This window comes from Pseudomonas sp. Q1 (assembly GCF_009935975.1).
GTDB classification, from domain to species: Bacteria; Pseudomonadota; Gammaproteobacteria; order Pseudomonadales; family Pseudomonadaceae; genus Aquipseudomonas; species Aquipseudomonas palleroniana.
Genome location: NZ_QODI01000018.1, coordinates 1 through 19,723, shown reverse-complemented (window position 1 = coordinate 19,723; position 19,723 = coordinate 1). Strand labels below are relative to the sequence as shown.

Here is a 19,723-nt window from a genome sequence, read left to right as displayed (position 1 = left end):
GAAAGCATGAGCAACTGGTTAGTAGACAAACTGATCCCTTCGATCATGCGTTCCGAGGTGAAGAAAAGCTCGGTTCCTGAAGGTCTGTGGCACAAATGCCCGTCCTGCGACGCGGTGTTGTACCGTCCCGAGCTGGAAAAGACCCTGGACGTTTGCCCCAAGTGCAACCACCACATGCGTATTGGCGCTCGCGCCCGCATCGATATCTTCCTGGACACCGATGGTCGTGCCGAGCTGGGTGCAGACCTGGAGCCGGTTGACCGTCTCAAGTTCCGCGACGGCAAGAAGTACAAGGACCGCCTGACCGCTGCGCAGAAGCAGGCCGGTGAGAAAGACGCATTGGTTTCCGTCAGCGGTAAGCTGCTGGGCATGCCGGTGGTCGTTTCGGCCTTCGAATTCTCCTTCATGGGCGGCTCCATGGGCGCCATCGTTGGCGAGCGCTTCGTTCGTGCCGCCAACTATGCCCTGGAAAATCGCTGCCCGATGATCTGCTTCGCCGCCTCGGGTGGTGCGCGTATGCAGGAAGCCCTGATTTCCCTGATGCAAATGGCCAAGACCTCGGCGGTGCTGGCGCGTCTGCGTGAAGAAGGTCTCCCGTTCATCTCCGTGCTGACCGACCCGGTCTACGGCGGTGTATCCGCCAGCCTGGCAATGCTGGGTGACGTGATCGTCGCAGAACCCAAGGCCCTGATCGGGTTTGCCGGCCCGCGCGTTATCGAGCAGACCGTGCGCGAAAAACTGCCGGAAGGCTTCCAGCGCAGTGAGTTCCTGCTTGAGCACGGTGCGATCGACCTGATCATCCCGCGCGGTGAACTGCGTCCACGCCTGGGCAACCTGCTGGCACAAATGATGGGCCTGCCGACGCCAGTGTACGTTGCGCCTAAAGTCGAAGCTGTCGTGGTTCCGCCGGTACCGGCAAACCTATGACCCAGCGTACCCTGGGCGAATGGCTCGCCTACCTTGAGCAGTTGCATCCGTCCGCCATCGACATGGGCCTGGAGCGCTCGCAACAGGTAGCGGCCCGCCTGGGGTTGGGCCGGCCGGCACCGCGTGTCATCACGGTGACCGGCACCAACGGCAAAGGCTCTACCTGTGCCTTTGTCGCGGCGTTGCTGCAAGCTCAAGGGCTGAAGGTCGGCGTGTACAGTTCGCCACACTTGCTGCGTTACAACGAGCGGGTGCAGATCGAGGGTGTCGAAGCCACTGATGAGCAGCTCTGCGAAGCGTTCGCTGCGCTGGATGCGGGGCGTGGCGAGATTTCCCTGACCTATTTCGAGATGGGCACCCTGGCGGCGTTCTGGCTGTTCGAGCGTGCGCAGTTGGATGTGGTGGTCCTCGAGGTTGGCCTGGGTGGGCGTCTGGACACGGTCAACGTGGTGGATGCCGACCTGGCGCTGGTGACCAGCATTGGCGTGGATCACGCCGATTACCTGGGTAACACCCGCGAGTCCGTGGCCTTTGAGAAGGCCGGGATCTTCCGCCAGGGCAAACCTGCCCTGTGCGGTGACCTGGACCCACCGCATACCTTGCTGGACAAGGTGCGTGAGCTGGATTGTCCGTTTTTCCTGCGTGGCCGTGAATTCAATCTCGAAGTAGGTGCTGAGCATTGGCAGTGGCGCGGGCGTGATGCGCGGGGTCAAGCCGTCGAGCTGCGCGACCTGCCGCTGCTGAACTTGCCGATGGAAAACGCAGCCCTCGCGCTGCAGGCCTATCTCTTGCTGGATCTGCCCTGGGATGCCCGGCAGATCGCCGAGACCTTGCGGGCGACCCGTGTGGTCGGGCGTCTGGATCGTCGTGCGTTCGACTGGGAGGGTAAGCGCCTTAACCTGTTGCTGGATGTGGGGCATAACCCGCATGCGGCGCAATACCTGGCGCAGCGTCTGTCGCGTGATCTGCCTGTCGGTCGTCGCCTGGCGGTGTTCGGGCTGTTGGCCGACAAGGATCTGGACGGTGTGGTTGCGCCTTTGTTGGGCAGCATCCAGGCTTGGGCGGTAGCGCCGCTGGATACCCCGCGCAGCCGTCCGGCCAACGAATTGGCGGTCGAGTTGCAGAACCTTGGCGCGCCAGTGGCGTCGTATGCAAGCGTCACTGCCGCGCTCGAAGCGCAATGTGCGGTGGCTACGGCCGAGGACGAGATTCTGTTGTTCGGATCATTTTATTGTGTTGCCGAGGCGCTCGAGTGGTTGTCCCGGCGCTCCACGGAGGAAGCTGCACATGGCATTACTGGATAGCGCATACAAGCAGCGAATGGTTGGAGCCCTGGTGCTGGTGGCGTTGGCGGTGATTTTCCTGCCGATGCTGTTTTCCCGTCAGGATGAAGAGCGTCAGGTGGTTGTCGAGGCGCCCGCTGCGCCGCAGGCGCCGGTGATGCCGCAGGTTCAGGTCGAGCCGGTGGTGGTGCCGGAGCCGCAGGCGTTGCCTGAAGAAGAGCCCGTGCCGAGCGACGCTGAGGTGGCGGCGCAGCAGGCACCGACACAGCAGGCACCGACCATGCCGGTACAGCCAAGCGTGCCCGTGGCCAAGCCGGCACCGGCTCCAGCAGCGCCCGTGGTGGCGGCCAAGCCTGCCGCGCCTGCGCCGGCACCCAAGCCGGTTGTGCCGCAGCCTGCCGCACCCGGCAAACCGGATGTGGGCCAGAGCCGTATCGATCCGAATGGCTTGCCGGTCAGTTGGTCGATTCAAGTGGCCAGCCTGGGCAATCGTGAAGGCGCCGACGCCTTGCAGAAGAAGCTGCGCAGCCAAGGCTATAACGCCTATATCCGTAGCGCCGACGGCAAGAATCGTGTGTTTATCGGCCCGCTGATCGAGCGCGCCGAGGCGGATCGCCTGCGCGACCTGCTGGATCGTCAGCAGAACCTCAAGGGTTTCGTCACCCGTTTTCAGCCTGAGCGCGGCTGATTACGGCTGGAAATGCAGTCAAGTGTGGGAGGGGGCTTGTTCCCGATAGTGGTGTGTCAGTTCAGATTTTTTGACTGACCCAGCGCCATCGGGAGCAAGCCCCCTCCCACAGTGCTTTTGGGGTGGGGTTGAAATGCGGCCTTTGCATCACCAACTATTGTTTTGCAAAGCACGCGCAATCACCGCTTACCGATAGCCCGACGCTCTGCTAAAATGCGCCGCCTTATCCGTATGTAGGCTGCACTGTGGCATTTACCTGGGTTGATTGGGCGATCGTTGCAATCGTCGCCATCTCCGCTTTGATCAGTCTGAGCCGCGGCTTCGTAAAAGAAGCATTGTCGTTGCTGACCTGGATCATCGCAGGAGTCGTAGCCTGGATGTTCGGCGGTTCATTGTCGGTCTACCTGGCCGGATACATCGAGACACCTTCGGCTCGCGTCATCGCGGGCTGCGCCATCATGTTCATCGCCACGCTGCTGGTGGGAGCAATGGTCAATTATCTTATTGGCGAGTTGATACGTGTCACCGGCCTCTCCGGGACCGATCGATTTCTCGGCATGGCCTTCGGTGCCGCGCGTGGCGCGTTGCTGGTGGTCGTGGCGGTCGGGCTGTTGAGCCTGGGGCCGGTACAGCAGGATTCGTGGTGGCAGGAGTCGGTACTCGTGCCAAAATTTCTATTGGTTGCAGATTGGTCCAAGAACCTCATATTGGGGTGGAGCAGTCAGTGGCTGGCCAGCGGAATCAGCGTACCCGCTGATCTTCCGTTCAAGGAGCACCTCTTACCGGCCAAAACGCCTCAGTAAGTTGTGTTCAGTCAAGATTCATTAAGTAGGGGTTGCGTCGCATGTGTGGCATCGTCGGTATCGTCGGTAAGTCGAACGTCAATCAGGCGCTGTATGACGCGCTAACCGTCCTCCAGCACCGCGGCCAGGACGCTGCCGGTATTGTGACCAGCCATGACGGCCGGTTATTCCTGCGCAAGGACAATGGCCTGGTGCGTGACGTGTTTCACCAGCGTCACATGCAGCGCCTCGTTGGGCACATGGGCATTGGCCATGTGCGTTACCCGACGGCCGGTAGCTCGACTTCGGCCGAAGCTCAACCGTTCTACGTCAACTCGCCATACGGCATTACGCTGGCGCACAACGGTAACCTGACCAACGTCGAGCAACTGGCCAAGGAGATCTACGAATCTGACCTGCGCCACGTCAACACCAGCTCTGACTCGGAAGTGTTGCTCAACGTGTTCGCTCACGAGCTGGCCCAGCGCGGCAAGCTGCAGCCGACCGAAGAAGACGTGTTCGCCGCCGTCACCGACGTGCATAACCGTTGTGTCGGTGGTTATGCGGTCGTGGCCATGGTCACAGGTTATGGCATCGTCGGTTTCCGCGACCCCCATGGTATCCGTCCGATCGTATTCGGCCAGCGTCATACCGACGAAGGCGTCGAGTACATGATCGCTTCCGAAAGCGTGTCCCTGGACGTGCTGGGCTTCACCCTGATCCGCGACCTGGCACCGGGCGAAGCGGTGTACATCACCGAAGATGGCAAGCTGCACACCCGCCAGTGCGCGGTTGCCCCGAAACTCACCCCGTGCATCTTCGAACACGTCTACCTGGCGCGCCCGGATTCGATCATCGATGGCGTTTCGGTTTACAAGGCACGCCTGCGCATGGGCGAGAAGCTGGCCGAGAAGATCCTGCGCGAGCGTCCTGAGCACGACATCGACGTGGTCATCCCGATTCCCGATACCAGCCGTACCGCTGCGCTGGAGTTGGCCAACCACCTGGGCGTCAAGTTCCGCGAAGGCTTTGTGAAGAACCGCTACATCGGCCGTACCTTCATCATGCCGGGGCAGGCGGCGCGCAAGAAGTCGGTGCGTCAGAAGCTCAACGCCATCGAGCTGGAGTTCCGCGGCAAGAACGTCATGCTGGTGGATGACTCCATCGTGCGTGGCACCACCTGCAAGCAGATCATCCAGATGGCCCGCGAAGCCGGTGCGAAGAACGTGTACTTCTGTTCCGCTGCGCCAGCCGTGCGTTACCCGAACGTGTACGGTATCGACATGCCGAGCGCTCACGAGTTGATCGCCCATAACCGCACCACCCAGGATGTGGCTGACCTGATCGGCGCCGACTGGCTGATCTACCAGGACCTGCCGGACCTGATCGAAGCGGTTGGCGGTGGCAAGATCAAGATCGAGCAGTTCGACTGTGCCGTGTTCGACGGCAAGTACGTGACCGGTGATGTCGACGAGGCTTACCTGAACAAGATCGAGCAGGCGCGTAACGACTCCTCGAAGATCAAGACCCAGGCGGTCAGTGCGATCATCGATCTGTACAACAACTGAGTAGACACCGGCCCTGAGGGGCCGGTTTTGTATCTTAAATAAAGCATTGAGTAAGGAGTCGCAGCATGAGTCAGGAATGGGATGCCGGTCGGTTGGACAGCGACCTCGATGGCGTAGCTTTCGATACCCTGGCTGTGCGCGCCGGTCAGCACCGCACCCCGGAAGGTGAGCACGGTGATCCGATGTTCTTTACCTCCAGCTACGTGTTCCGCACGGCTGCCGACGCGGCTGCGCGTTTTGCCGGTGAAGTGCCGGGCAATGTGTATTCGCGTTATACCAACCCGACCGTCCGTGCGTTCGAAGAGCGTATCGCGGCGCTGGAAGGTGCCGAGCAGGCGGTGGCCACGGCAACTGGCATGGCCGCCATCCTGGCGGTGGTGATGAGCCTGTGCAGTGCCGGCGACCACGTGCTGGTATCACGCAGTGTGTTTGGTTCGACCATCAGCCTGTTCGAAAAGTACTTCAAGCGCTTCGGTATCGAAGTGGACTACGTGCCTCTGGCGGACCTGTCCGGTTGGGATGCGGCGATCAAACCCAATACCAAGCTGCTGTTCGTCGAGTCGCCATCCAACCCGCTGGCCGAGTTGGTGGACATTGCCGCGCTGTCCGAGGTGGCGCATGCAAAGGGCGCGATGCTGGTAGTCGACAACTGCTTCTGTACCCCGGCGTTGCAGCAGCCGTTGAAACTGGGCGCGGACATCGTCGTACATTCGGCCACCAAGTTTATCGATGGCCAAGGCCGTTGCATGGGTGGCGTAGTAGCGGGGCGCAGTGAGCAGATGAAAGAAGTGGTGGGCTTCTTGCGCACCGCTGGCCCGACCCTGAGTCCTTTCAACGCCTGGATCTTCCTCAAGGGCCTGGAAACCCTCAACCTGCGCATGAAGGCCCATTGTGCCAACGCCCAGGCCCTGGCCGAGTGGCTGGAGCAGCAGGCAGGGATCGAGAAGGTGCATTACGCCGGCCTCAAGAGCCACCCGCAGCACGAGTTGGCCCAGCGCCAGCAGCGTGGTTTCGGCGCCGTGGTGAGTTTCGAAGTGAAGGGCGGCAAAGAGGGCGCCTGGCGCTTTATCGATGCCACGCGCCTGATCTCCATCACTGCGAACCTGGGTGACAGCAAAACGACTATCACTCATCCGAGCACCACCTCCCACGGCCGCCTGGCGCCGCAGGAACGTGAAGCGGCGGGCATCCGTGACAGCCTGATTCGCATCGCGGTGGGCCTGGAAGACGTGGCCGACCTGCAGGCGGACCTGGCTCGCGGGCTGGCAGCCTTGTGATCGAGTGGTCCATGGAAGCCGCGGTCGCCAGTAATGGGCGTGTCGCGCTGGTCACCGGCGCGGCGCGGGGGATCGGCCTCGGGATCGCCGCCTGGCTGATCAGCGAAGGCTGGCAGGTGGTCTTGACCGATCTGGACCGCGAGCGTGGGTCCAAGGTATCCAAGGTGCTGGGCGAAAATGCCTGGTTTATCAGCATGGACGTGGCTGACGAGAAACAGGTCGCCCAGGGTGTCGCCGAGGTCTTGGGGCAGTTTGGTCGCCTGGACGCGTTGGTGTGCAACGCGGCGGTCGCCGACCCGCGCAATAGCACGCTGGAAAGCCTGGATCTGGCGTATTGGAATCGTGTGCTCGCGGTAAACCTCAGTGGGCCGATGTTGCTGGCCAAGCATTGCGCTCCCTACCTGCGTGCCCATGGTGGCGCCATCGTCAACCTGGCATCGACCCGGGCGCGTCAATCCGAACCGGACACCGAGGCCTATGCGGCGAGCAAGGGTGGCCTGCTGGCGCTGACTCACGCTTTGGCGATGAGCCTGGGGCCGGAAGTGCGAGTCAATGCCGTCAGCCCAGGCTGGATCGATGCGCGTGATCCTGCCGCGCGGCGTGCCGAGCCCCTGACCGATGCCGACCATGCTCAACATCCGGCGGGCCGGGTCGGTACGGTGGAGGATGTGGCAGCGATGGTCGCGTGGTTGCTGTCGCGCCAGGCGGGGTTCGTTACCGGGCAGGAGTTTGTGGTGGATGGCGGTATGAGCAAGAAGATGATTTATAGCGAGTAGGGTAGGTGGCCGGCTTGAAGTAATTTTGTCTTTTTCAGAAAAACTTCAAGCAGGCTATTGACTTAGGTCCGTTACCTGCGTAAATTTCGCGGCCTCAACGAAGCAAAGGGTGATTAGCTCAGCTGGGAGAGCATCTGCCTTACAAGCAGAGGGTCGGCGGTTCGATCCCGTCATCACCCACCACTTCTTGAGAGTTTTGCCTTGGGGCAAGACGCAACGTTAAAGGTTGCACCGACGCGCAGCGGTAGTTCAGTCGGTTAGAATACCGGCCTGTCACGCCGGGGGTCGCGGGTTCGAGTCCCGTCCGCTGCGCCATATTTTCCAGGTCCGATGTGTCGGGCTTGAGATCGAACAGCCAAGGCTGATTGATCAGATGTTCCAAGACAGTTGAGGTTTTGCCTTGGCTGGTCAAGCGATACGCAGCGGTAGTTCAGTCGGTTAGAATACCGGCCTGTCACGCCGGGGGTCGCGGGTTCGAGTCCCGTCCGCTGCGCCATATCTGTCTCAAGGTCCACTGAACGCCTTGAAGCACAAAGAAAGCCTCTGGCTACTTTGATCCGATAGCAAAGACCCTGGTCGAAAGACCGGGGTTTTTTGTTTCTGCGATTTGGAAAACTCCAGAAGAGCCGGCGAGCCGGCTCTCACTGTGCTGTCAGAACCCCAGCTTATCCCGCAGCCCGTAGTACCAGGCCCCAAGTGCCGCAAACGGCGTGCGCAGTAGTTGTCCGCCCGGAAATGGGTAGTGCGGCAGGTCGGCAAACGCATCAAAACGCTCTGCCTGGCCTTTCAGTGCCTCGGCCAATACCTTGCCTGCCAGGTGCGTGTACGTCACGCCATGGCCGCTGCAGCCCTGGGAATAGTAGATGTTGTCGCCCAGGCGCCCGACCTGCGGCAGTCGGGAGAGTGTCAGCAGGAAATTGCCGGTCCAGGCGTAGTCGATTTTCACATCCTTGAGCTGCGGAAAGGCCTTGAGCATCTTCGGTCGGATGATCGCTTCGATGTTCGCCGGATCGCGTGCTCCATACACCACACCGCCGCCGAAGATCAGGCGCTTGTCGCGGGTGAGACGGTAATAGTCGAGCAGGTAGTTGCAGTCTTCTACGCAGTAGTCCTGCGGCAGCAGTGTCTTCGCCAGCTCATCGCCCAGTGGTGCCGTGGTGATGACTTGAGTGCCGCAGGGCATCGACTTGGCCGCCAGCTCCGGCACCAGATTCCCCAGATAGGCGTTACCCGCGACAATGATGAATTTGGCCCTGACCTTGCCCTCGGCGGTATGCACTACCGGGTTGGCGCCGCGCTCGATGCGCACCGCCGCCGACTGTTCATAAATGACGCCCCCCAGGGACTCGACGGCCGCAGCTTCTCCCAATGCAAGGTTGAGTGGGTGGATATGCCCGCCACTCATGTCCAGCATGCCACCCACATAGTTGTCACAGGCCACCACGTCGCGAATGCGGCGTTCGTCCAGCAATTCCAGCTGAGTGTGGCCGAAGCGTTCCCACAGGCGCTTCTGCGACTCCAGATGAGCCATGTGCTTGCTGTTGAGTGCGGCGAACACGCCGCCGTCCTTCAAGTCGCATTGGATTTGATACTTGGCCACGCGCTCGCGAATGATCTTGCCGCCTTCGAATGCCATTTGTCCCAGCAACTGGGCTTGCCTGGGACCGACACTGCGCTCGATCACATCGATGTCACGGCTGTAGCTGTTGACGATTTGCCCGCCATTACGGCCCGAGGCACCGAACCCCACTTTGGCGGCCTCCAGCACCGTCACGCGAAAACCGTTTTCCAGCAGGAACAGCGCGCTGGAAAGACCGGTGTAGCCGGCGCCGATCACGCACACATCGGTTTCGACTTCGCCTTGCAATGTCGGGCGAGGCGGGACCGCATTGGCGGACGCTGCGTAATACGACTGGGGGTAGGGGGTGTTCGCCATCCTGGAACCTCTGTTTTATATTTTTTACGAGTGCTCCGATCCTACCTGAGTTGAAAATTGCCTGCCAGCTACCCAAAAATCACGGGCATACCCGCCGCAAATAAAAAATTCGCATATTCATAGGGTTAGCTGCAAAAAAGATGTTGACACCCCTCCGGAATTCCGTAGAATGCCGCCTCACAGCAGGCACGTAGCTCAGTTGGTTAGAGCACCACCTTGACATGGTGGGGGTCGTTGGTTCGAGTCCAATCGCGCCTACCAAACAAAATCCGCTCTGCTGGGCGGTCTGGAAGGGCTCACCGAAAGGTGAGCCCTTTTTTGTTGTCTTGGATTTATGCAGAGCGTTCACAATTCATGGGCTTCGTTCACGCTGGGCAATGTGAATGCCGGAGTACGCTCAAACGCTGAAAGGATTTGGAGGCGGGGTATCGGTACGGTTGCGGACCTTCTGGACAGCAACTGCATCATCGGTACGCCGTTAGCGAGCGCCCCTTTTGGCCAAATCGGACGGGTTCGAAATCCGTTGTATCTTCATCGGTATCTGGGATTCGAACAGCTATTTCTGCGCCGTACAAAAAAGCCCCGTAGATCAAGGTCTCGAGGCTTTTTGCATCTCAGGATTCTACGTAAAGATGCTACGTAAAATATGTCTCCTTTAGCGCTCCACCTAACATGCCTGAAGGTTGGCGGGTTAAGTTATCTCAAATGATGTACTGCTTTGGGCAGGCCAAAGCTCAAGTGATTTAATCTATATTCAGGGAGAGTAAAAAATGCGTGAAGTTACCATCGAGGAAGCGGAAGCCGTGGTTGGCGCTTACGGTGTCCCGGGGGCCATTGGGGGCGCAGCTGCCGGTGCTACAGCTTATGTTGGAGGGCTTATTGGCGGGGCCTCGTTCAGTGCAGGTGAGTTAATGGCAGCCGTTGGGTCGGGAGCATTGGGTGGGGCGATTATGGGGCCCGCCAGTATTGGCCGCACCTTGGCTTCTGCGGGTGTCGCTTTTACGGGAGGTGTTATCGTCGGAAATGCGGGGCGGCTAACCAATGGCTCTTAGCCAAAGTGGTGTTAAATAGTAAATTTGATCTTTCGATTTTATGATGGAGTGTCGTGGGATGCTGTATTGTATTGATCAAATTTTCATATTGTTTTTACGGTGCTTCTGCAGGTTGGTGGGGATATGTCAATCATTCTTTCGCTGTTGCTCGTTTTTGTTTTTGGCACTTGCAGTAAAGGGGGGCGTCAATAATAAACTCGAAATTTGGGGGTGATATTCAGCGCAAGCACTTGCAGGTGTTTATGTTGCCACTAATAATTTGCGTCGTTATCTTCATTGTTCCAAAGTTAATGGTTTGCTTGGGCCTGAATCAATCGTAATGTCCCTGGTTTGGCGTCGCCGTTCGTACCGCCAGCGCTTCGACGTTGCGTAAACAGTTCGTTGACCCGGCTGCGCAACCGAAGCCGTTCAACGTGCAGAGTTCGGTGCCTGAGGCGGTGGGCTTAGTAACACGAGCGCGAAAGCCAATTGACCAGCTCTCGGGCACTCAACTGATTAATCAGCGTGTGCGCTCGTGCTCTTATGACATCAAGAGGACTAGACACTGCGATTTGCAAAACTTTTGCAAAACGCCCTCCTCAGATCGCCAATTCGGTGCCAGCCTCCAAGTACTCGATCTTCTTTTCGTCGTGCCCCTCCTGATAGTGTCTGGTTATCTTCCTGCGTGACGGGTCTCGATACTGAATACGATAGACGGCTTAACCCCATAGCGTGCAATGCCATATACGCCGCTGCGTTTTGCTCGATTTCGGAATTTTGGTAACGGTAACCCCGCGACGCCTTGCGGCGCACGTCGATGTATCAAGGATGATCAGCAGAAGAGTGTAGCCACCGACAGTAGGCAGATAATTTGTACGACCATCTGGCAGCGTATCTCGCCATTGGTTGTCGCCATACTTTTCATTTGTCCGGCATACATGGCAGGAACCTCATTATCGGCAATAGCGCCATGCAGGATGGGTAGAGCACACGGCTGCATAATTGAGTATAGATCCCATTTTAGAGTTTTCACGGCTGCAGCGATTCAATTGAAGACCCTGGCCAGGACAGGGCGCAGCCCAAGCCGAAGTACGCCCAACAGACATGTGCGGCGATTGAGCTCAGCCCAAGCAGGTCCGATGCAGTGGATAAACGAGATGTTGTTCGACGTGACGGCGCAAGAGGAGGGGCCAGGATTGGGCGGGTGAGTACACGCATCTGAATGTTTCCAATATAAAAAATCGTGAAATATTTGATAAGGTTTGTGGAAGTGCCGTATAGGTGCGTAGAGAGTGTCGTTATAGTTTTTTGAAAATGTTCAGTAATAAGCTTGATGTTGAAGTTTTGGTTTGATGTTGGGGGGTGATATTTTTTGCATGCCGCCTGTATGAGATGTGTGGGGTTGAATTTTTTTATACGCTTTTATGTGTCCCGCCTTGTCCGTCTGATACGGCAAAATAATGAACAGCATCGGTAGAGTGCGTACGTCGTCACTCCAGCGGACGCTTGAATATCCTGAGTTCGTTACCGTAAACCAGCCTTGGAATATAGGCATCATGCTGCAGTTCGAGGCCGGCCGTATTTGCCCATTGTTCGACTTCTTCGCATTTGACAGGCACAACCCATTCCCGCGTGAATATCCAGTCATCCAGCTGATGAGCAAACTGGCGCGCGCGTGAGCGAGTTGTCATGTCTTTAAAGATAAACACTCCGCCGGGAGTAACTCGGCTTGCTGCGCAGTGGATAAAAGCTTCCCGCTCAGCGACGGGAACATGATGCAGTACGTCAACCATCGATACCACGTCAAACGGTCCCTGGGGCACTTCATCAATGGTGTGGACCGGTAGGAATGTCAGTGTATCTTCCAAGCCCAGGCGCCGTGCTGCTGCGCGCGCTGCGGCGAGTGCCGGGACTGCAATATCGCAGCCGATGCCTTTGGATATGCGCGAAATCGCACCCATCATGACAAGCAATGCCCCATGACCACAGCCAAAATCGATCACTGAAGCACCTGCTGGCACAAAAGGCAGTAACCGGTCGAATGGGCACACATAAGGCCTAAGTGATCCCAGTACCCGCAGTAGTTTCGGGGTGTCAGCGTAGGTGTCGTATAGAAACTCTCGCAAGGCGGCGGGTTGGATCGCGCTCGAGGAGGGTGTTATGGGGGGGGATGAAAATCTGTTCATTGTGAAATACCTGGAAGCTAATATATAGGCGGTTATATATTAAAGATTAACGATATTTTTATGAGGGCTGAAGAAGGGTGAGTCTTTAGTGCTGAATGAATGGCGTGGTTGATTGAATTTTTAGCACGTCAACTGTGCTGCCTGCAAAATCAAAATCATTAAATATATTTTAGTGACGTTTAGTTCTGAGTTTCCGTAGTTTGGCTAGCGTTGTAGCTGGCGGCATCCTGCAGTTTTGATTGTGAGGATTGTCTGTCGTGAGCGTTCTTGGATTCGAATGGAAACTCATCTGTTTAATTCGCTGATTGACAGTGTTGTCGGCGCATCATTATTGCTGTGACGAGATTGTCCAGGTAATAGCTCAAGGGTTCGCCAGCCACTTAAACAGCAGGTTTATTCTGCGGTGGCCAGTGTTTGTAGGCCTGCCATATGCAAAGACTCTCAGTAAGGAAGAACGGCATGACTGAAAGACATATGCTTTTGTCCGCCTATGTATTGGTACCCGGTAGTCATTTCGGTGCCATGTGGCGCCATCCCTATAGTGAAGTCGATTACTGCCGCCGGGAGTTATTCGAAAGCTTGGCGTTGTCGTTGGAGCGGGGCGGTTTTGACTATGCCTTTATTCCTGAATCGTTGGCGCTACCAATGGGCGCTGATGGTCACTACGAAACCATGGTGAAGGCCGGTGGGGTGGGCACTGTGCGTCATGATCCGGTGGCGCTCGTATCTGCGATGCTATCAGTGACACGCCAGTTGAAGTTCACCGTGACCCTGTCTACGACATTCAACGAACCCTATCACTTGGCGCGTACCTTGAGCACGCTTGACCATTTCAGTAATGGGCGAATGGCATGGAATGTGGTGACCTCGGCCGGCCCCAGCAATCACCTCAATTTTGCTCACTTGCCCCCGCTCAGCCACGAGGATCTCTTTACCCGTGCAGACGAAGTGCTCCAGGTATGTCGGGGACTTTGGGGGGGGTGGGAGAAGAACGCGGTCGTGGCAGATAAGGCTAGCGGGGTGTACGCCGACACGGGGCGCATCCATCCCATTGCGCACAACGGACGGTTTTTCGATGTGCAGGGACCCTTGACCCTGCCGCGCGGACCAGGGGCGGAGCCAGGGCCGGTGTTGATGATGGCGGGCACCTCAGCGCGCTTTTGTGATTTTGCCGCCCGCTGGGGTGAGGTCGTTTTTGCGATCCAGAGTGATGGCGCCGGAATGCGTAAGTTGCGTGCCGATATCCGGGCCAGTGCCGCCCGGTATGGTCGGGACCCTGAAGCTATCCGCTTGATGGCGGCTGTGCAGCCTGTGATCGGCGAGACAATGGACATCGCCAAGGCAAGAGCGGCGTATCTGGACTCGCTGATCACCGATGACGCCGCGATGTCGTTCTTCGCCGTCATGTTTGGCGGCGATTTGTCCTCCGTAAAAAAGCAGATGACGCTTCAGTCTTTCCTGGACATGCGTGGGTATTCACGCACGGTCGATGCCGGCGGATTGATGCCGTGGCTGGCACAGCTGATGGATGAGGACCCGAACATGCCGGTCATTGAGGCCGCACGAAGGTTTTCTGGCAGTACCGGCACCCCGCGGCTGGTGGGTACCGGGGCCGATATCGCCGACCAGTTAGAAGCGTTGTTTGCCGATAGCTGCGACGGTTTTGTCATCACCCCTACCCATTTCCCTGGAACGTTCGATGAATTTGCGCATGCCGTGATGCCTGAGTTGCGTGCTCGCGGCCTAATTGCAGTGGGATGATGTGTATGGATCAGTATTTTGCAACAACATCAGCGGCACAACAGTCTTGGGCTCGCTCTGATCAAATCGTAGATCCTGGGGTAGAGACCGTTACAGCGCTTTTTGAACGGCAGGTCGCAAGAACACCGCAAGCGACTGCACTGATCCAGGATAATGTTTGCCTGAATTATGCCCAGTTGGAGGCAGCGGCCAACCGGCTGGCTCACTATCTGCTTGGGCAGCGCGTTGGTCCGGAAGCAATCGTGGCGCTGGCTCTGCCGCGCTCGGAAGAAATGGTCATCGCGCTATTGGCCGTCCTGAAAGTGGGTGCTGCCTATCTGCCGCTCGACCCCAGCTATCCCCAGGAGCATCTTCGCTTTATGGTGGCGGATGCCGAGGCGACGTGTTTACTGACTACCAACGCACTGCGTGTCAGCCTGGCCGAGGTTGTCGGCTGTGTGCCGGCCGTATGCTTGGATGATTCGGCATTCAGAGACAACCTTGCGCACTATCCCGACTACCCGCTGACTCAAGCGCAGCGAACGATTGCATCCAGTCGACTTCACCCCGCCTACATCATCTATACCTCCGGTTCGACCGGTCGGCCTAAGGGCGTGATAGGGCTACACGACGGCCTGATTAATCGCTTGGCCTGGATGGCCAGTCACTACCCCTTCGGTGCGGGAGAAGTGGTCTTCGCTAAAAGCTCCCTCAGTTTCATTGATGGCACCACGGAGTTGCTGGCACCGCTGGTGTCTGGTGCCACTGTCGTGCTTGCGTCGGCCAAATCCGGCCAGGATGCGGCACGGTTGGCACGGGAGCTGGCAGCTTTCAAGGCCGGGCGTATTACCGTCGTGCCTAGCCTGTTGGCAGCGCTGTTGGATGAGGGGAGTGTCCAGGATCTGCGAACGTGCCAATTGTGGTTCACCAGCGGTGAACGCCTGCCCAAGGCGCTGGCTGAGCGTTTTGTCCAATTGCTGCCGGATGCCCGTTTGGTCAATCTGTATGGATCGTCAGAGGTCAGTGGCGATTGCCTGTATTCGGTCTACAGCGGTGGTGAACCGCAGATCGGACAACCCGTGCCGAATAACCAAGTGTATGTGCTGGATGAGCAATTACGCCCCAGCCAGGCGGGTGAGGTCGGTGAGTTGTATGTGGGTGGGCGCCATCTTGCCCGAGGGTATCTACGGCGCGCGGCCTTGACGGCCGAGCGGTTTGTCGCCAATCCATTTGGCCCGATCGGGTCGTGCCTCTTTCGTACGGGTGATCGGGTGCGCAAGGGCGCCGAGGGCGAGTTCGAGTTCATTGGGCGCGAAGACCAGCAGGTCAAAATTCGTGGCTTTCGTATCGAACTGGGCGAGATCGAGTCTGCCTTAATGGAGGCTCCGGGGGTGACCCAAGCAGTGGTCACCGTGGGTGAGCACCGTTCAGGCGAAATGGCATTAATCGCTTACCTGGTTCCTGGGGCGGATTATGACCGCCATGAAGTGAGGGCCTGGTTGGCCAGTCGTGTTGTGGACTACATGCTTCCAGCGACGTTTATCGAGCTGGCCGCACTGCCACATACGCCAAACGGCAAAATCGATCGACTTGCCTTGCCGGCAGCAACAAGGCAAGTCGGGACAAAAATGGCTAGCACTCGGCAGCAACAGATGTTGGTGGATCTGTTTGCGCAGATACTCGATTTGGACCAGGTCGGTATCGATGACAACTTCTTCGAGCTCGGCGGGCATTCGCTGCTGGCTAGCCGGTTGGTTAACCGGGTTCGCCGAGTGTTTGGCGTGGAGTTGACCGTCAGTGCGCTCTTTGACGCGCCAACCGTAGCGCAGTTCACGTGTCTACTGGATCAGGCCGAAAGCGGTCGACCGGCTTTGGCACCGCGCCAGGCGCGGGCTCAGGTGCCACTGTCCTTCGGGCAAGAAGCGTTGTGGTTATTGTCGCGGTTGGAGGAGGACGCGTTAACTAGCTACCACCTTCCTTACGCGTTCGATATGCAAGGCTGTGTCGATATCCCCGCACTTGATCAAGCCATGAGTGATCTGGTTGCAAGGCACGAAGTGCTGCGTACGCTGTTCAAGCCCTCCGCGACCGTCAGCTATCAATCCGTGCTTGCGCAGGATTCTCTGTCTGGCCTGTTGATGACCCAGGATGTCACTGACGCGCAACTGGTACCGTCAATGGCACAAGCACTACGTCAGCCATTTGATCTTGAGCATGACTTGCCGTTACGTGCCTGGCTGTTCTGTATGGGCAGGGAACGCAGTGTGTTGTTGTTCAATCTTCACCATGCTGCCGCCGATGGCGCGTCGATACCGGTGTTCTTCGGGGATTTGGCCAAGGCTTATACCTCCAGGTGTGCAGGTCACAAACCCGTTCTTGCTGCACTGCCCGTTCAGTATCGTGACTTTTCCCAATGGCAATGCGAGGTACTGGGTTCGCCCAATGACCCCGCCAGCCTGGCTTACCGCCAGCTCGCGTTCTGGCGTGACACGCTGGCCAACTTGCCGCAGGAATTGGCGTTGCCCACGGATCGCACGCGCCCGGCCGGTGCCTTGCGCGCAGCAGGAAGCATCGACTTTCGGCTCGGTTCGGCGCTGTTGCAACGGCTGCAGGCGCTTGCGCTAGCCTGTCGAGCCAGCTTATTCATGATCTTGCATGCCGCCCTGGCGGCCTTGCTTGAGCGCTTGGGGGTTGGGCACGATTTGCCGATTGGTACCCCGACTGATGGTCGCACCGACGATCAGTTAAAAAACCTCGTCGGTTATTTTGTCAATAGTGTTCTGCTGCGTACTGACACCTCAGGTAATCCCCGTTTTGTCGAATTGGTACAGCGGGTCCGTGAAGTTGATCTTCGCGCATTTGCACACCAGGACGTTCCGTTTGGCTGGGTGGTCGAAATGCTCAATCCTGAGCGCATGCCCAGCCGCCACCCGCTGTTCCAGGTGATGCTCAATGTCGAGTATGCCGACCCCGAGGTCTTGAGTCTTCCCGGCCTGAGTGTAGCGCCACGCCCCGTGAACGCCGACCAGGCGAAATTTGATCTGGTATTTGAGTTCAGCGTGGGTCAGCACGACGCCAGCGCACGTTTGGAATACGCCAAGGAACTCTTTGATCAGGCGACGGCGCAACGCATTGCTGATTACTTTCTGTATTTGCTGGAACAGGTGGTCGCTGACCCGGATCGCAAACTCAGCGATTTTCAGATCATGTCGCCACAAGAGCTTGGCCGCGTGAGTGCCTGGAGTCGAGGGGCAGAGTCAGAGCCATTCCAGGCGCAAAGTATTTATGCCTGTTTTGAGCAGCAGGTCCAGCGTCAACCCGAACACGTGGCGCTGCGCGATAACGCGCGAATGCTGACTTATGGTGAGCTTGACCGCCAAGCCAATCGCCTGGCGAATCGCCTTCGATCCCTTGGGGTCACACTCGAAACACGGGTAGCGGTTGCTATCGAACGCAGTATCGAGCAAGTGGTCGCGACACTGGCCGTGCTCAAAGCGGGGGGCTGTTATGTGCCGTTGTACGCCGGGCTACCGCTGGAGCGTCGTCAGCGCATTCTGGATGAAACCGCCTGTCATCTGGTACTGACCCATGATCCCGAGTTTGTCAGGGGCGATGGTCCCGCCGTGTTGCTCGTGAACGCGACCGTGCTTGCCGAAGGCGATGAGCGAGAGCGGCAGGTCGAGGTGCCACCGTCGGCGCTGGCCTACATCATGTACACCTCTGGTTCGACCGGTGAGCCCAAAGGTATCGAGGTGGCCCAGTCGGGGATTATCGCCATGGTTGCTGACCCCTGTTGGGGCGCGGGACGCCATCGGGTTGTATTGCATTCCCCGTATGCTTTCGACGCCAGCACCTTTGAGTTGTGGTTGCCGCTGCTTACCGGTGGAGAAGTGATCGTTGCGCCGCCAGGCCCCATGACGCCGGAGTCTCTGCGCGCACTCTGCAAGACGTACGGCGCCAGCACGATCTTCCTCACATCGAGTTTGCTGAATATGATCGTACAGGAGGATATCGACAGCCTCAGTCAGTTGCAGTACCTGGGTTCTGGCGGAGAGGCCGCGTCATTTTCCTCCTTTAGTCGTGTTGCCCGGCATTGCCCCTCCCTGAACTTGATCAATATGTACGGCCCTACCGAGATGACGGTCTATGCGACTCGCTACCTCTGCACGCCGGCGCAGGGGATGCGCAATCCCATACCCATTGGGAGTGCGCGTTTAAATACCAGCGTGTACGTATTGGATGAGCAACTGCGTTATTGCCCAATCGGGGTTACAGGCGAGTTGTATCTAGCGGGTAATGGTCTTGCCCGCGGTTATTTGGGGTTACCCGTCAAAACGGCCGAACGGTTTGTGGCGAACAAGTTCGCTTCGACGGGTGAGCGCATGATGCGTACCGGAGACCTGGCCCGCTGGCGCGAGGATGGGCAGTTGGAGTTCGTCGGTCGCGATGACGCGCAAGTCAAAATACGTGGTTTTCGCATTGAGCTCGGTGAGATAGAGACTGCGTTGCTAGGCGAGCCCGGTTTGCGGGCATGCACGGTCATGGTTCGCGAGGACGTGCCCGGCAAGAAGCGTTTGGTGGCGTATGTCGTTGTCAGCGACGGGTACAACGAGGCCGCGGTTCAGGCTTCGCTAGGCAAACGGTTGCCTGACTACATGGTGCCTGCTGCTTTTGTCACCCTGAGTGCTCTGCCTATCAATGCGAATGGCAAAATCGACCGCAAGCTGCTTCCCGCGCCGCAACGGTTGTCGGGTACTGGCCGGGCGCCGTCAACTCCGCGCGAGGCCGAGTTGGTGCGGTTGTTCGGTACGTTGCTAGGCATTGATGGCGTGTCAGTCGACGACTCGTTCTTTGCTTTGGGCGCAGACAGCATTCTGTCGATTCAACTGGTTAGCCGGGCTCGTTCGGCAGGTTTGGCCCTGACACTGGCGGAAGTTTTCCGGCACAAGACGCCAGCCGCCCTGGCAGCCATGGCGCGTGATGTGGAACCAGCCTTGACACCCTCGGATGCACCGCTGGGTGGGCTGACACAAGACGAGCTGGACCGGTTGTCCACGGCGCTGCCCGATATCCAAGAGGTACTTCCCCTGTCGCCGTTGCAGCAAGGTCTGCATTTTCACTCGCTGTACGAAACCCAAGGGCCGGACCCGTATCTGGTGCAACTGGTGTTGACGCTGGACGGGCCGTTGGATGTGGCCGTGCTGCGTGCGGCGGTGCAGGCGTTGTTCGCCCGGCACGAGGCGCTGCGCATTGCGATTCCGCAAGTCGAGGGGCTGGAGCCGCTGGTACAAGTGGTGTGCAAACATGTGAGCGTGCCCTGGTTTGAGGTTGATCTGTCAGCAGAAGCCGACCCCGAGGCTGCATGGCAAGCGCTCCTGGAGGCCGACCGAGGTGAGCGCCTGGACTTGGCGCTGGCACCGCTGGCGCGGTTCCGGGTGGTGCGGTTCGGGCCGACGCGCTACCGCCTGTTGATGACCAACCATCACATGTTGCTTGATGGCTGGTCGATGCCGATCCTGGTGCAGGACC

The 19,723-nt window shown here is 58.3% G+C and carries 11 protein-coding genes, 4 tRNA genes and 1 pseudogene; 13 read left to right on the top strand and 3 right to left on the bottom strand.

Annotation, left to right across the window (positions count from 1 at the left end):
• Positions 1-6: 6 nt before the first annotated feature.
• From accD to DK870_RS24570, 10 genes are all read left to right on the top strand, one after another.
• On the top strand, positions 7-927 hold the full coding sequence (gene accD / locus DK870_RS24615) for an acetyl-CoA carboxylase, carboxyltransferase subunit beta (protein WP_161549921.1): 921 nt from the start codon (positions 7-9) through the stop codon (positions 925-927).
• Positions 924-2,231, top strand: a complete 1,308-nt coding sequence (folC, locus tag DK870_RS24610) for a bifunctional tetrahydrofolate synthase/dihydrofolate synthase (protein ID WP_161549920.1) — start codon at positions 924-926, stop codon at positions 2,229-2,231. The genes accD and folC overlap by 4 nt, the downstream gene beginning before the upstream one ends.
• Positions 2,215-2,898 carry an SPOR domain-containing protein gene (locus DK870_RS24605; protein WP_104994322.1) on the top strand — a complete coding sequence of 228 codons (684 nt, stop codon included), beginning with the start codon at positions 2,215-2,217 and terminating at the stop codon, positions 2,896-2,898. Before folC ends, DK870_RS24605 begins: the two co-directional genes overlap by 17 nt.
• A 245-nt stretch (positions 2,899-3,143) precedes the next feature.
• Positions 3,144-3,701 (top strand): CvpA family protein, encoded by a 558-nt coding sequence (locus DK870_RS24600; RefSeq protein WP_060755779.1) that lies wholly within the window; start codon positions 3,144-3,146, stop codon positions 3,699-3,701.
• A 41-nt stretch (positions 3,702-3,742) separates the two neighbouring features.
• A complete protein-coding gene (gene purF, locus DK870_RS24595) occupies positions 3,743-5,248 on the top strand; it encodes an amidophosphoribosyltransferase (RefSeq protein ID WP_017737850.1) in 1,506 nt (501 codons plus the stop codon).
• Between the two features lie 65 nt (positions 5,249-5,313).
• Positions 5,314-6,525: an O-succinylhomoserine sulfhydrylase gene (locus DK870_RS24590; RefSeq protein ID WP_060755778.1), complete on the top strand. Its 1,212-nt coding sequence runs from the start codon at positions 5,314-5,316 to the stop codon at positions 6,523-6,525.
• Positions 6,526-6,536: 11 nt separating this feature from the next.
• Positions 6,537-7,301: an SDR family oxidoreductase gene (locus tag DK870_RS24585; protein WP_161549918.1), complete on the top strand. Its 765-nt coding sequence runs from the start codon at positions 6,537-6,539 to the stop codon at positions 7,299-7,301.
• A 107-nt stretch (positions 7,302-7,408) separates the two neighbouring features.
• Positions 7,409-7,484 (top strand) — tRNA-Val (locus DK870_RS24580).
• A 55-nt stretch (positions 7,485-7,539) separates the two neighbouring features.
• Positions 7,540-7,616: transfer RNA gene (locus DK870_RS24575), tRNA-Asp, on the top strand.
• Between the two features lie 104 nt (positions 7,617-7,720).
• A tRNA-Asp gene (locus DK870_RS24570) sits at positions 7,721-7,797 on the top strand.
• A gap of 156 nt (positions 7,798-7,953) precedes the next feature.
• Here the strand turns inward: DK870_RS24570 and DK870_RS24565 are convergent.
• Entirely contained in the window at positions 7,954-9,237 is a 1,284-nt protein-coding gene (locus DK870_RS24565; protein ID WP_060755776.1) for an FAD-binding oxidoreductase, read from the bottom strand.
• A 184-nt stretch (positions 9,238-9,421) separates the two neighbouring features.
• Here DK870_RS24565 and DK870_RS24560 point away from each other — a divergent pair.
• Positions 9,422-9,498, top strand: a tRNA-Val gene (locus DK870_RS24560).
• Positions 9,499-10,633: 1,135 nt separating this feature from the next.
• Here the strand turns inward: DK870_RS24560 and DK870_RS24555 are convergent.
• Together DK870_RS24555 and DK870_RS24550 are read right to left on the bottom strand one after the other, a co-directional pair.
• Positions 10,634-10,822 (bottom strand): annotated as a pseudogene (locus DK870_RS24555) (IS3 family transposase); the annotation flags it as partial.
• 936 nt (positions 10,823-11,758) lie between these two features.
• Positions 11,759-12,454, bottom strand: a complete 696-nt coding sequence (locus DK870_RS24550) for a class I SAM-dependent methyltransferase (RefSeq protein WP_256679913.1) — start codon at positions 12,452-12,454, stop codon at positions 11,759-11,761.
• Between the two features lie 459 nt (positions 12,455-12,913).
• Between DK870_RS24550 and DK870_RS24545 the strand changes: the two genes are divergently transcribed.
• Both DK870_RS24545 and DK870_RS24540 read left to right on the top strand, forming a co-directional pair.
• Positions 12,914-14,215, top strand: coding sequence for an NtaA/DmoA family FMN-dependent monooxygenase (locus DK870_RS24545; protein WP_218580638.1), 1,302 nt, complete (start codon positions 12,914-12,916; stop codon positions 14,213-14,215).
• Positions 14,216-14,220: 5 nt separating this feature from the next.
• The coding region (locus DK870_RS24540; RefSeq protein ID WP_161549913.1) for a non-ribosomal peptide synthetase at positions 14,221-19,723 on the top strand (5,503 nt) is incomplete at its 3' end.

Bases quoted from the DNA above. Each gene is read 5' to 3' on its own strand.
- DK870_RS24565 (WP_060755776.1), bottom strand. From the start codon at position 9,237: ATGGCGAACACCCCCTACCCCCAGTCGTATTACGCAGCGTCCGCCAAT.
- purF (WP_017737850.1), top strand. From the start codon at position 3,743: ATGTGTGGCATCGTCGGTATCGTCGGTAAGTCGAACGTCAATCAGGCG.
- DK870_RS24545 (WP_218580638.1), top strand. From the start codon at position 12,914: ATGACTGAAAGACATATGCTTTTGTCCGCCTATGTATTGGTACCCGGT.
- folC (WP_161549920.1), top strand. From the start codon at position 924: ATGACCCAGCGTACCCTGGGCGAATGGCTCGCCTACCTTGAGCAGTTG.
- DK870_RS24585 (WP_161549918.1), top strand. From the start codon at position 6,537: ATGGAAGCCGCGGTCGCCAGTAATGGGCGTGTCGCGCTGGTCACCGGC.
- DK870_RS24590 (WP_060755778.1), top strand. From the start codon at position 5,314: ATGAGTCAGGAATGGGATGCCGGTCGGTTGGACAGCGACCTCGATGGC.
- accD (WP_161549921.1), top strand. From the start codon at position 7: ATGAGCAACTGGTTAGTAGACAAACTGATCCCTTCGATCATGCGTTCC.
- DK870_RS24550 (WP_256679913.1), bottom strand. From the start codon at position 12,454: ATGAACAGATTTTCATCCCCCCCCATAACACCCTCCTCGAGCGCGATC.
- DK870_RS24605 (WP_104994322.1), top strand. From the start codon at position 2,215: ATGGCATTACTGGATAGCGCATACAAGCAGCGAATGGTTGGAGCCCTG.